Consider the following 12,790-nt stretch of genomic DNA (forward strand, 5'->3'; position numbering starts at 1 on the left):
CATGCGGATATCGGGTTTGGCTTTCATACCGAACGCCCGCGGGGAATAAAAGTCAGCATTACTGACCTTATTTGCGCTTTTTTGTCACTTTGGTCAGCCGCACTGACATTTCTTTCGCAAATTAGGTCAGTATCCGATACCTAATCCGTCACGCCCCGGCCCAAAGCCCGATCAACGCAAGCGTTCCGACAGTGATTCGCCACCAGCCGAACACCGCATAGCCATGCTTTCCAATGAACCCCAACACCGACCGGACGACAATGATCGCGGTCAGGAAGGCCACGGCAAAGCCAACGGCGATATCGGCAAAAGCCGAAAAATCCAGCAGATCGCGGGATTTGAACAGATCGTAGGCAACCGCGGCCCCCATCGTGGGCAGGCTGAGCAAAAAGGAAAACTCTGCCGCCGCCCGCTTTTCCACGCCCAGCATCAACGCCCCCACAATCGTCGCCCCCGACCGCGACACCCCCGGCACCATCGCCAGGCATTGGCAAATCCCGATCACAAGCGCCTTGCCGAGCGGCAGTTCCGTTGCATCGAAATGAACCGGTGGCGGGGCAATCCGGTCGATGACCAGCAGGATAACCCCGCCGACAATCAGCATCACCGCAATCAGCATCGGCGATTCAAACAGCACCGTCTTGATGAAGTCATGCGCCAGAAGGCCGATAAAGACGGCGGGCAAAAAGGCGATCAGCAGTGACATCAGCGCCCGCAACGCGGCCGGATCGGTCCGCGCCCGCAAGGCCAGCCCGGTCAGCTTCACGGCGTAAAGCGAGATCAGCGCCAGTACAGCCCCCAGCTGGATCACCACCTCAAAGGTGTTGCCGGGGCTGTCGAACCCCAGGAAATGGCCAGCCAGCAGCAGATGCCCGGTCGATGACACCGGAATAAACTCGGTCAGCCCTTCGAGCAGACCAAGAAGGGCGGCGAGAAAGATATTGTCCAACGTATCAGGCTTTCTTCAGGTTCTTTGCCGAACGCTTGATGGCCGCATATTGGCCCGACGGGCGGTAGGGCCACAGATATTCGGGCAAAACCGAATCGATCGAGGTTGGCGCAATGCCCAGATCGGCAAAACCCTTTGCCCCGTCGGCCACCACATTGTCACGTGCGAGGTTTCTGACCTGATCACGGGTCAGCATCTTGTTTTCAAACAGGCCGGCGGTCAGGGTCTGCAACAGATCAAACCCGCCGCCCATCAGCCGGGCAGCAAAGAACGGAATATTCACCACCAGACGGCGACGCTGGATCACACCCAGCATCTTTGCCATCAGATCGCGGAAGGTTGCGACATCAGGCCCCCCCAGCTCATAGATGCCGGGTGTGGCCTGACCACTGGCAGCCAGCACGGCGGCCTGGGCGACATCATCGACATAGACCGGCTGAAAGCGGGTGTTGGCCCCCACAACCGGCAGAATCGGCGTCAGGGTGGACATGCCGGCAAAGCGGTTGAAGAACTGATCTTCGGTGCCAAAGATCACCGATGGCCGCAGAATCACCGCCGACGGATAGGCGGCCAGAACCGCTGCCTCCCCCTCGGCCTTGCTGCGGGCATAGTCGCTTTTGCTGGCGGCGTCGGCCCCGATGGCGGACAGCTGCACCAGATGCGGCACGCCGAGTTCGGTTGCAATACGGGCCACACGGGCAGCCCCCTGCGCCTGAACCGAGTCAAACGTGTTCTTGCCAGACCGGTTCAGGATGCCGACACAGTTGATCACCGCATCCGCGCCCGTCATCACCGCCCGCACCGACGCATCATCGCGGATGTTGCACAGCACAGGTTCCACCTGACCGGGCACACCGTAAGGCCGGACGAACAACGCGTCATTGGGGCGGCGCACCGCCACGCGCACCCGCCAGCCCTCTTTGGCCATGCGGCGTGCGATATAGCGGCCGACGAAACCCGAACCGCCGTAGATGGTGACAAGCTTGCTCATGCGCGCGACCCCTTTTGGCCTGACGAAACCTGCAACGTCCATAGCTTTCACACCCTTCGCGGGCAAGATGAAAGGCCGTCGCATCTGGTTTGAGTTTTTTACAACAAACCGCTTTTCTCCCCGTTGACACCCCCGCACTGGCCGCATAGAAGCCGCCTACACCATCGCCCAGATGGCGGAATTGGTAGACGCACTGGTTTCAGGTACCAGCGCTGCAAGGCGTGGAGGTTCGAGTCCTCTTCTGGGCACCAAATTCAAAACGGCCGTCCTTCGGGACGGCCGTTTTCATTTGTGCCGCGGCCTGCTAAGGCGGCACATCATGTTCAAAGGGGCCACCGCGTGACGATTCACCTGCACAAGAACGACCTGCCCGATGGCCTTTCCCTTGGCCCGGTGGTGGCGATTGATACAGAAACCATGGGCCTTGACCCCCGGCGTGACCGGCTGTGCGTTGTGCAGCTGTCGGATGGCAAGGGCGATGCGCATCTGGTGCAGATCGCCCCCGGCCAGACCAGCGCCCCCAATCTGGAGCGGTTGCTGACCGATCCCGACACGGTAAAGCTGTTCCACTTTGGCCGCTTTGACATCGCCGCGCTGAAAAACGCGTTTGGCGTCACGACTCAGCCAGTGTGGTGCACCAAGATCGCCTCGCGGCTGATCCGCACCTTTACCGACCGGCACGGGCTGAAATACCTGCTGCTCGAACTGGTGGGCGTCGATGTGTCCAAACAGCAGCAGACCAGCGACTGGGGGGCCGCAACCCTGACCGAGGCGCAAAAGGATTATGCGGCATCGGATGTGCTGTATCTGCACGCGCTGAAAGCCGAGCTGGAAAAGCGGCTGGAGCGTGAAGGCCGCACCGATCTGGCCAACCGGCTGTTTGCATTCTTGCCGACCCGGGCAGAGCTGGACCTGATGGGCTGGGCGGAACCTACCGATATCTTTCACCACTAAGCGGGCTGCCGCCGAAGCGGCACAGGCAGCGGTTGGCCAAATCCGCCGCTGCCTGTAGCCTTGGTCTGAATGAGCAGAGTCCCCATGATCGAAACGGACATCCATTCGCGGCTGATCGGCTGGCTCAAGATTGTGCTGCCGTTGCTGGCGCTTGTGATCCTGTCGACGCTGTTTCTGGTGGCCCGCACCATCAACCCCGATGATGCGATTCCCTATGCCGAGGTTGATGTCGAAGAGCGCCTGCGCGAACCCCGCATGACCGCGCCGAACTATGCCGGACTGACCAATGACGGCGCCGCGCTGACAGTGACCGGCGACGAGGCGCGGCCCGCTGTGACCGATGGCGCGGGGGCCAGTGCGACGGTGCTGAACGGCGTTCTGGAAACCCCGGACGGCGCACGTACCGAGCTTGAGGCAGGCGCAGGCCGGATCGACCCTGCGGCGCGGCAGATCCTGCTCTCGGGTGGCGTCACGGTCACATCATCATCGGGCTGGCAGGTCCAGGGCGACACGCTGACCGCCGCCATGGATGTCACAGATATTCTGCTGCCCACCGATGTCACCGCGACCGGGCCTGCGGGCGTCGTCACTGCCGACAGCATGCGGTTGACGAAAGAGGCCGGAGCCGACGGTAACTATCTTCTGGTTTTCAATGGCACCGTGAAGCTGATATACCAACCGGCAAATTGATCAAACGCCCCTTTCCCACAGGCCACACATGTACCAGTTCTTGCGCGCCCTTTGTCTTGCCGCAGCATTTGCGCTTCCCGCCGTTGCGCAGCAGGCCGAGATCCGCTTTGGCGGGCTGCAACAGGACAGCTCGCTGCCGGTCGAGGTGACCTCTGACTCGCTGTCGGTCGATCAGGCCAGCGGCGCGGCGCTCTTTACCGGCAATGTGACGGCAAAACAGGGCGATATGCAGCTGACAGCCCAGACGATGCGGGTGGAGTATACCGCCACTGGCGATGGTATTGACCGCCTGATCGCGACCGGAAACGTTACCCTTGTCAGCCCGACAGATGCGGCCGAGGCGGCAGAGGCGGTGTATACCATTGCCAGTGGCACTGTGGTGATGACCGGCGATGTGTTGCTGACCCAGGGTCGTGCCGCAATTTCAGGTCAGGAACTGACCGTCAATCTGCAGGACGGCACCGGCACCATGACCGGTGGGGTGAAAACCGTGTTCCAGCCGGGTGAAACACCTTGACCCCCGGCCCGTCGCTTTCCGTCACTCAGGGCAGTGCGGGGCTGGTGATCCGGTCGCTGCGCAAAAGCTATAAGAAACGTCCGGTCATCCGCGACGTGTCGATGCATCTGAGCCGGGGCGAGGTCGTGGCGCTCTTGGGGCCAAACGGTTCGGGCAAGACCACGTGCTTTTACGCCATTGCCGGTCTGGTCACGCCCGAAGGCGGGCAGGTCATCATCGACGGCAAGGATGTGACCGCCCTGCCGATGTATCGCCGCGCCCGGCTTGGCATCGGCTATCTGCCGCAGGAAGTCAGCATTTTCCGCGGCCTGTCGGTCGAAGACAATATTCTGGCCGTGCTGGAGATCACCGATCTTGACCGTCACAAACAGCGCGAACGGCTGGAAGAGCTGCTGAGCGAGTTTTCGATCACCCACCTGCGCCGTGCGCCTGCGCTGGCGCTGTCGGGCGGAGAGCGGCGGCGGGTAGAGATTGCGCGCTGTCTGGCGGCGAACCCGAAATATCTGCTGCTGGATGAACCCTTTGCCGGGGTGGACCCCATCGCGGTCGGCGAAATCCGCAGTCTGGTGCATGATCTGAAATCGCGCGGCATCGGCGTGCTGATCACCGACCACAACGTGCGGGAAACGCTGGAAATTGTGGATCGCGCCTATATTCTGCACGACGGACATGTGCTGATGAGCGGCACCACGGATGAAGTGGTGCGCGATGAAACGGTGCGCCGCGTGTATCTGGGACAAAATTTCCGTATTTCCTGACCGCAATCAGATGACATCCTTGTGACGATTCTGTTGACAAGCTGGGCATGCCTGTCGCCAAATACACGTGATGCGTGCGAAAACCCGCCAGTACCAGACCTGCCTGCGGCCGTCACCGGCCCCGCCACCTTGCAGATGCGCCGCACGCCCCCATGTCAGAAAGAGAAGACCTTTGGCGGCGGACAAACCGTCCGGTGCCAGAGCAAGAAGCCGCGCGGAGGAAACATAATGCGCTATCAGATCAGTGGAAAACAGATCGACGTTGGAGAAGCCCTGCAAACCCATGTGAAATCCGAACTTGGCGAAGTGGTCGAGAAATACGCCCAGCGACCAACCGAAGCTGTGATCGTCTTTTCCCGCGTGGCGCATGAATACGTCTGCGAAACCGTGATCCATCTCTCCACCGGACTGACAGCGCAGGCCAAGGGCCATGCCACTGAAATCTATGCTGCTTTTGAGTCCTGCCGTGAGAAAATGGACAAGCAGCTGCGCCGCTACAAGCGCCGGATCCGCAACCACCATACGTCCCGTACGACACCTGTTGAATTTGGCGGGGCATCCTCGTATATCCTCGCCCCAACTGAGGACGCCGAAGATGTGGAGCCGGACAGCCTCCAGCCGATCGTGATCGCCGAGATGGAGACGAAGATTCCTTCGATCACCGTCGGCGAGGCCGTGATGCAGCTGGAGCTTGGCGGGCAACGCATGGTGGTGTTCCGCAACGAAGGGCACGGCGGGGTGAATGTGGTCTATCGCCGGGATGACGGCAATATAGGCTGGATCGACCCGCGTAACAGCAAATAGGGGCAGCCACAGGCTGTTCGGGAACACGACCGTCCATGGAACTAGCAAAGCTACTCACGCCCGGCGCCGTTCGCGTCGTCGGGCAGATCACCAGCAAGAAGCGTCTCTTTCAGGAGTTGGGAGAGATGGTCGCCTCCAGCTACGGGCTGACGGCGGCCATTGCGGTGGACGGTTTGCAGGAACGCGAAAGCCTTGGCCCGACAGGTGTGGGCCATGGCATCGCGCTGCCGCATGCGCGCCTGGAAGATCTTGACCGGATCGTGGGCGTCTTCATCCGGCTGGAAAAGCCGCTGGATTATGACTCTGTGGATCGTCAGCCGGTCGATCTGATCTTCGGTCTGTTTGCGCCAAAGGATTCCGGTGTCGATCACCTCAAGGCGCTGGCATTGGTCAGCCGCACCATGCGTGACCAGAATGTGGTCACCAAGCTGCGCGCCAACACCGACCCGGCAAAGCTGCATGCGATCCTGACCGAAGCCCGCGCCCCGCAAGCGGCCTGACGCCCGTATGGGCCGCGGTCTTGTCATCTTTGACTGTGACGGCGTGCTGATCGACTCTGAGATCATCAGCGCCCGGATGCTGATCGAGGCCTTGGCCGCGCGCGGCGTGGTGATTGATCTGCCCTATGTCGCGCGGCACTTTCTGGGCCGCAGCTATCCGGTGGTGATGGCACAGATCCGGGCCGAGTTCGGGCTGGACCTGCCCCCCAGTTTTGAAGACGATTACCGCGACCGCCTGCTCGAAGGCTTTCGGGCCGGGCTCAAGATCATGCCGCATGTGGCGACGGTGATCGAGCAACTGGCGGTGCCTTGCTGTGTGGCCACCTCGTCCAGCCCGCGCCGGGCAGAAATGTCGTTGCGGCTGGTCGGATTGTGGGACCGGTTGGGCGAGCGGATCTTCACCGCGAGTCAGGTGGCACGTGGCAAACCAGCGCCCGATCTGTTCCTGTTTGCCGCCGACCGCATGGGATTTGCGCCAGAGCAGTGTCTGGTGATCGAAGATAGCCTGACCGGTGTGGCCGCAGCCCGTGCAGCAGGCATGGAGGTCTGGCAGTTTACCGGCGGCAGCCATATGACCGGGCTTGATCTGGCAGAGGCTGACAGTGCCCGCCCGGATCTGCGCTTTGCCTCTTTCGCAGAGTTCTTTCAGATGGCCCCGGAGGCGCAGAGGCAATGAGCCGGATCGAGCACAGTGACCCCAGCCCACAGGATGACGCCGCCCGGGCCGGTTGGCTGTATTACGTCGGGGGCATGACCCAGGACCAGATCGCGGCCGAGCTGGGCATCAGCCGTCAGCGGGCGCAGCGGCTGGTGGCGCGTGCGATGGCGGACGGGCTGATCCACGTGCGGCTGAACCACCGGATCGGGGCCTGCCTAGATCTGGAATCTGCCCTGCGTGACCGCTTTGGTCTGGGTCGCTGCCGGGTATCGCCGTCGCTGGGTGCCGCTGACCCGGTCCTGTCCATCGCCCCCGCCGCCGCCGCCGAACTGGAGCGGGTGCTGCGCCTGCCCGAGCCGCTGACCATCGCGCTGGGAACCGGGCGGGCACTGCGCGGCATGGTCGATGCCGTGGCCCCGCTGGATGCCGCCCATCACCGGCTGGTGTCGCTGATCGGCAATATCGCGCCCGACGGGTCGGCCAGCTTTTTCGATGTGATCATGCGGGTGTCCGACAAGGTGCGCGCACCGCATTACCCGATGCTGGTGCCGGTGATCTCGCCCACCAGTGCCGAGCGTGACGCGTTTCGCGCGTTGGGGCCGGTCAAGCGGGTGGCCGATCTGGCCCGCAGCGCCGATGTGGTCTTTGTCGGCGTCGGGCAGATGTCTGATGATGCGCCGCTGCTGGCCGATGGCTTCGTGACCCGCGCGGAACTTGACCAGATGCGCGCCGCAGGTGCGGCGGGCGAGGTGGCGGGCTGGGTGTTTGATTCGGACGGCCAGTATCTGGACGTGGGAACCAATACCCGCACCGGCGGGGTGCGGGTGGAGCCGAAACTAGAGCGCCCGGCGATTGGCATTGCTGCAGGCGCATCAAAGGTTCCGGCGATTTGTGGCGCGCTGAAATCCCGCATTGTCAACGGGCTGATCACAGACGAGGCCACTGCGCGCGCAATACTGGCAAGATAACCTCTTCGCATCTGCGGCGGATGAGAGGGCTTGACCAATCGGGGCAAGATGTGAGTAATTGCCCATCAAGCGATGATTTGCTCATTCGCTGACAGGGAGGATACCAATGACACTCACACTCCGCGCGCTGCTTGGCGCGACGGTTTCGCTGACCCTGGCGGGTGCCGCCATGGCCGAGACCACCATCACCGTGGCCACCGTGAACAACGGCGACATGATCCGCATGCAAGGCCTGATGGATGACTTTTATGCCAAACACCCCGACATCAAGGTCGAGTGGGTCACGCTGGAAGAAAACGTTCTGCGCCAGCGGGTGACCACCGATATCGCCACCAAGGGCGGCCAGTTCGACGTGCTGACCATCGGCACCTATGAGGTGCCGATCTGGGGCAAGCAGGGCTGGCTGGTCAGCTTGAACGATCTGCCCGCAGACTATGACGTGGACGACCTTTTGCCCGCGATCCGGGGCGGCCTGACCGTGGATGGCGAGCTCTATGCAGCCCCCTTCTACGGCGAATCCTCGATGGTCATGTATCGCCGCGACCTGATGGAAGCGGCGGGTCTGACCATGCCCGACGCCCCGACCTGGGATGATATCAAAGCCGCCGCCGCCGCGATGACCGACAAATCGGCCGAGCAATATGGCATCTGCCTGCGGGGCAAGGCCGGTTGGGGCGAGAACATGGCTTTCCTCACCGCGATGTCGAACAGCTATGGCGCGCGCTGGTTTGATGAAAACTGGAAGCCCCAATTTGATGGTGAGGCGTGGAAAGCGACGCTTACCGACTACCTGGCGCTGCTGAACGATTACGGCCCCCCCGGTGCGGCCAACAACGGCTTCAACGAAAACCTGTCGTTGTTCCAGCAAGGCAAATGCGGCATGTGGATTGATGCCACCGTGGCGGCCTCCTTTGTGACCAACCCCACCGATTCGACCGTGGCCGATCAGGTCGGCTTTGCGCTCGCCCCCGATACGGGCCTTGGCAAGCGCGGCAACTGGCTCTGGGCATGGTCGCTGGGCATTCCGGCAGGGAGTGAGAAAGTGGACGCCGCAAAAGCGTTCGTCGCCTGGGCCACATCGAAAGAGTATCTGGAGGTTGTTGCCGCCAAGGAAGGCTGGGCCAACGTACCGCCGGGCACCCGCGCCTCGCTGTATGCCAACCCGGAATACCAGAAGGTGCCGTTTGCGCAGATGACGCTCGACAGCATCAATTCGGCGGACCCGAACAGCCCGACGGTTGATCCGGTGCCCTATGTCGGCGTGCAGTTCGTGGCGATCCCTGAGTTTCAGGGGCTTGGCACCGCCGTTGGCCAGCAGTTCAGCGCCGCCCTTGCCGGCACGATGACAGCCGAAGCCGCCCTTGCCGCCGCACAAACACTGGTGACGACGGAAATGACGCGGTCTGGCTACATCAAGTAACCAGTCCTTCCCGTGGTGCCGGGGCTGCAAGCCCGGCATCACCCTCTGGTGCCGGGTGCCTCCACCCGGCACCCCCCTTCCCCCCGACCAAGGACCAAGCCGATGGCAACCGCCCATTCCCGGACTGCTGCGCGTCTGATGCTGTCTCCCGCCGTCATCCTGCTGCTGTTGTGGATGATCGTTCCGCTGGGGATGACGCTGTATTTCAGTTTCCTGCGCTACAACCTGCTGATGCCGGGGATGGAGACATTCGTTGGCTTTGAGAACTACTATTACTTCGTCAACCAGCCCGCGTTCTGGTCGGCCCTGTCGAACACGCTGATCCTTGTGCTGGGGGTGCTGTGCATCACCGTGATCGGAGGCATCCTGCTGGCGCTGCTGCTGGACCAGCCGTTCTGGGGTCAGGGCATCGTGCGGGTGCTGGTGATCGCACCATTCTTTGTGATGCCCACCGTGTCGGCGCTGGTGTGGAAGAACATGTTCATGAACCCAGTGAACGGCATGTTTGCCCACGTGGCCAAAGCGCTTGGCCTGCAACCCTATGATTTCCTGTCCCATGCGCCGCTGGCCTCGATCATCCTGATCGTGGCCTGGCAATGGCTGCCCTTTGCCACGCTGATCCTGCTGACCGCGCTGCAAAGCCTCGACCGCGAACAGCAAGAGGCGGCGGAAATGGATGGCGCAGGCTGGATGCAGCGCTTTGTCTATCTGACGGTGCCGCATCTGACCCGGTCGATCACCGTGGTCATCCTGATCCAGACCATTTTCCTGCTGTCGGTCTTTGCCGAAATCCTTGTCACCACCAATGGCGGCCCCGGCACCGCATCCACCAACCTCACCTACCTCGTCTATGCGCAATCGCTGCTGAACTACGACGTGGGCGGCGGCTCGGCGGGCGGCATCATCGCGGTCATTCTGGCCAATATCGTTGCGATCTTCCTGATGCGGATGATCGGCAAGAATCTGGAGGCATGACATGGCCCGCAAAGCCTCAAACACAAGCAAGGCCGTTGTCACCATAGCTGCGTGGAGCATCGGGTTCCTGATCTTCTTTCCGATCCTGTGGATCATCATCCTTGGCTTCAAATCCGAAGCCGATGCGATCAAGACCCCGCTGCAGGTGCTGTTCAGCGACTGGACGCTGCGAAGCTATCATGATGTGCAGGAACGCTCGAACTATGGCCGCCACTTCTGGAACTCGGTGATCCTGTCGGTCGGATCGACCGTGATCGCCCTGGCCATTGCCATTCCCGCAGCGTGGTCGATGGCCTTTGTGCCGGGGCGTCGCACCAAAGACCTGCTGATGTGGATGCTGTCGACCAAGATGATGCCTGCTGTGGGCGTGCTGGTGCCGATGTACCTCTTGTTCCGCGACTTTGGCCTCCTGGACAGCCGGATCGGGCTGGTGGGGGTGCTGACCCTGATCAACCTGCCGATCGTGGTCTGGATGCTTTACACCTATTTCAAGGAAATCCCCGGCGAGATTCTGGAAGCCGCGCGGATGGATGGCGCCAGCCTGAAATCGGAAATCCTGTATGTGCTGACGCCGATGGCGGTGCCGGGCATCGCCTCAACCATGCTCCTGAACATCATCCTCGCATGGAATGAGGCGTTCTGGACGCTGCAGCTGACCACATCACAGGCGGCCCCGCTGACGCAATTCATCGCCAGCTATTCCAGCCCCGAGGGCCTGTTCTACGCAAAACTCAGCGCGGCCAGCACCATGGCCATCGCTCCGATCCTGATCCTTGGCTGGTTCAGTCAAAAGCAACTCGTGCGCGGCCTGACCTTTGGCGCGGTGAAGTGAGGACGACATGGGACAGATAACCCTTAATCAAGTGCGCAAATCCTTTGGCGAGGTGGATGTCATTCCCGGCATCGACCTGTCGGTCGAAGACGGCGAGTTCGTGGTCTTTGTCGGGCCATCCGGCTGCGGGAAATCGACCCTGCTGCGGCTGATTGCCGGGCTGGAGGATACGTCCGGCGGGGTGATCGCGATTGACGGCATGGATGCCACCGACCTTCCCCCGGCCAAACGGCGGCTGGCGATGGTGTTCCAGTCCTACGCTTTGTACCCGCATATGTCGGTGCGCAAGAACATCGCCTTTCCGCTGAAGATGGCCGGCATGGACCCGGCGGAGCAGGAACGGCGCGTCAGCCATGCCGCGAAGATCCTGAACCTCGGCGATTATCTTGACCGCCGCCCCGGCCAGTTGTCGGGCGGGCAGCGCCAGCGGGTCGCCATTGGCCGCGCCATCGTGCGCGAACCGGCGGCGTTCCTGTTCGACGAGCCGCTGTCCAACCTCGATGCCGCCCTGCGGGTGTCGATGCGGCAGGAAATCAGCGAACTGCATCAGACGCTGAAAACCACGATGATCTATGTGACCCATGATCAGGTCGAGGCGATGACCATGGCCGACAAGATCGTGGTGCTGAACGCGGGCCGCATCGAACAGGTCGGCAGCCCGATGGAGCTGTACCGCAGCCCCGCCAACCTGTTCGTGGCAGGCTTCATCGGCAGCCCCAAGATGAACCTGATCGACGGCGCCGAGGCGGCAAAACATGGTGCCACCACCATCGGCATCCGGCCCGAACATATCGACATCGGCGGCGAGGGTCCGTGGGAAGGGGTGGTGGGTCTGTCCGAGCATCTTGGATCGGACACCTTCCTCAAGGTCAATGCCGGGGCGCTTGGCACGCTGACCGTCCGCGCCAGCGGCGAGGTGATGATGCACCATGGCGACAGCATCCGCATGAGCCCCCAACCGGGCAAGATCCTGCGCTTTGGCGCAGACGGGAAGGCAATGGCATGAGATTGCAGGGAAAAACCGCGCTGATCACCGGGGCCGCGCGCGGCATCGGGCTGGAATTCGCCCGCGCCTATATTGCCGAAGGCGCGACGGTGGCCCTGGCCGATATCAACGCCGAGGCGGTGGCCGATGCGGCGGCAAACCTGGGCCCGCAGGCGATGGCGGTCCAGATGGATGTGACCCAGCAGGCCAGCATTGATGCAGGCTTTGCGGCGGCGATTGCCGGGATGGGCCAACTGGATATCCTGATCAACAACGCCGCCCTGTTCAGCGCGGCACCGATTGCCGAGATCAGCCGCACGGATTTCGAGCGGCTGTTCGCCGTGAATGTCTCCGGCACCCTGTTCTGCATGCAGGCCGCCGCGCGCCACATGATCGCGCGCGGGCAAGGTGGCACCATCATCAACATGGCATCGCAAGCCGGGCGGCGTGGCGAGTCGCTGGTGGCGGTCTATTGCGCCAGCAAGGCCGCCGTCATCTCGCTGACCCAAAGCGCCGGCCAGAACCTGATTTCCCACGGCATCAACGTCAACGCCATCGCCCCCGGCGTGGTGGATGGCGAGCATTGGGACGGGGTGGATGCGTTCTTCGCGAAGTACGAAGGCAAAGCCCCGGGCCAGAAAAAGCGCGAGGTGGGCGCAGCGGTGCCGTTTGGCCGGATGGGCACAGCGGCGGATCTGACCGGCATGGCGATTTTCCTCGCCACCGATGACGCAAAATACATCGTCGCCCAGTGCTTTGGCGTCGATGGCGGAAACTGGATGGCCTGAG

The 12,790-nt window shown here is 62.2% G+C and carries 15 protein-coding genes and 1 tRNA gene; 14 read left to right on the forward strand and 2 right to left on the reverse strand.

All coding sequences use genetic code 11. The annotated features are described in order from the left end of the window. Window positions 1-148: 148 nt before the first annotated feature. On the reverse strand, window positions 149-949 hold the full coding sequence (locus J2X53_RS04995; protein WP_349036380.1) for an undecaprenyl-diphosphate phosphatase: 801 nt from the start codon (window positions 947-949) through the stop codon (window positions 149-151). Window positions 950-953: 4 nt separating this feature from the next. Beyond that, window positions 954-1,940, reverse strand: a complete 987-nt coding sequence (locus J2X53_RS05000) for a complex I NDUFA9 subunit family protein (protein WP_349036381.1) — start codon at window positions 1,938-1,940, stop codon at window positions 954-956. Between the two features lie 166 nt (window positions 1,941-2,106). Between J2X53_RS05000 and J2X53_RS05005 the strand changes: the two genes are divergently transcribed. The 14 genes from J2X53_RS05005 to J2X53_RS05070 all read left to right on the forward strand — a co-directional run bounded on the left by J2X53_RS05005 (window position 2,107) and on the right by J2X53_RS05070 (window position 12,789). Beyond that, window positions 2,107-2,191 (forward strand) — tRNA-Leu (locus tag J2X53_RS05005). 88 nt (window positions 2,192-2,279) lie between these two features. Continuing rightward, window positions 2,280-2,894: a ribonuclease H-like domain-containing protein gene (locus J2X53_RS05010; protein WP_349036382.1), complete on the forward strand. Its 615-nt coding sequence runs from the start codon at window positions 2,280-2,282 to the stop codon at window positions 2,892-2,894. Window positions 2,895-2,963: 69 nt separating this feature from the next. Further along, the gene (locus J2X53_RS05015; protein ID WP_349036383.1) at window positions 2,964-3,584 is read left to right on the forward strand and encodes a hypothetical protein; all 621 of its coding nucleotides are present in this window, start codon (window positions 2,964-2,966) and stop codon (window positions 3,582-3,584) included. Window positions 3,585-3,612: 28 nt separating this feature from the next. Continuing rightward, window positions 3,613-4,101 (forward strand): lipopolysaccharide transport periplasmic protein LptA, encoded by a 489-nt coding sequence (lptA, locus tag J2X53_RS05020; protein WP_349036384.1) that lies wholly within the window; start codon window positions 3,613-3,615, stop codon window positions 4,099-4,101. Beyond that, window positions 4,098-4,859, forward strand: a complete 762-nt coding sequence (gene lptB / locus J2X53_RS05025; RefSeq protein WP_349036385.1) for an LPS export ABC transporter ATP-binding protein — start codon at window positions 4,098-4,100, stop codon at window positions 4,857-4,859. Before lptA ends, lptB begins: the two co-directional genes overlap by 4 nt. A 228-nt stretch (window positions 4,860-5,087) precedes the next feature. Next, complete coding sequence (gene raiA, locus J2X53_RS05030; RefSeq protein ID WP_349036386.1) at window positions 5,088-5,663, forward strand: ribosome-associated translation inhibitor RaiA; 576 nt, start codon at window positions 5,088-5,090, stop codon at window positions 5,661-5,663. 35 nt (window positions 5,664-5,698) lie between these two features. Continuing rightward, the gene (locus J2X53_RS05035; protein ID WP_349036387.1) at window positions 5,699-6,163 is read left to right on the forward strand and encodes a PTS sugar transporter subunit IIA; all 465 of its coding nucleotides are present in this window, start codon (window positions 5,699-5,701) and stop codon (window positions 6,161-6,163) included. A gap of 7 nt (window positions 6,164-6,170) precedes the next feature. Further along, entirely contained in the window at window positions 6,171-6,839 is a 669-nt protein-coding gene (locus J2X53_RS05040) for an HAD family hydrolase (protein WP_349036388.1), read from the forward strand. Beyond that, a complete protein-coding gene (locus J2X53_RS05045; RefSeq protein ID WP_349036389.1) occupies window positions 6,836-7,789 on the forward strand; it encodes a sugar-binding domain-containing protein in 954 nt (317 codons plus the stop codon). The genes J2X53_RS05040 and J2X53_RS05045 overlap by 4 nt, the downstream gene beginning before the upstream one ends. A gap of 106 nt (window positions 7,790-7,895) precedes the next feature. Next, window positions 7,896-9,209, forward strand: a complete 1,314-nt coding sequence (locus J2X53_RS05050) for a sugar ABC transporter substrate-binding protein (protein WP_349036390.1) — start codon at window positions 7,896-7,898, stop codon at window positions 9,207-9,209. A gap of 102 nt (window positions 9,210-9,311) precedes the next feature. Continuing rightward, a complete protein-coding gene (locus tag J2X53_RS05055) occupies window positions 9,312-10,184 on the forward strand; it encodes a sugar ABC transporter permease (protein ID WP_349036391.1) in 873 nt (290 codons plus the stop codon). 1 nt (window position 10,185) lies between these two features. After that, window positions 10,186-11,016, forward strand: coding sequence for a carbohydrate ABC transporter permease (locus J2X53_RS05060; RefSeq protein WP_349036392.1), 831 nt, complete (start codon window positions 10,186-10,188; stop codon window positions 11,014-11,016). Between the two features lie 7 nt (window positions 11,017-11,023). Next, entirely contained in the window at window positions 11,024-12,022 is a 999-nt protein-coding gene (locus tag J2X53_RS05065; RefSeq protein WP_349036393.1) for an ABC transporter ATP-binding protein, read from the forward strand. Further along, window positions 12,019-12,789, forward strand: coding sequence for an L-iditol 2-dehydrogenase (locus tag J2X53_RS05070; RefSeq protein WP_349036394.1), 771 nt, complete (start codon window positions 12,019-12,021; stop codon window positions 12,787-12,789). The genes J2X53_RS05065 and J2X53_RS05070 overlap by 4 nt, the downstream gene beginning before the upstream one ends. The last annotated feature ends 1 nt before the right edge of the window (window position 12,790 follow it).

The sequence above is a fragment of the Pseudotabrizicola sp. 4114 genome, assembly GCF_031457365.1.
In the GTDB taxonomy this organism is placed as follows: domain Bacteria; phylum Pseudomonadota; class Alphaproteobacteria; order Rhodobacterales; family Rhodobacteraceae; genus Pseudotabrizicola.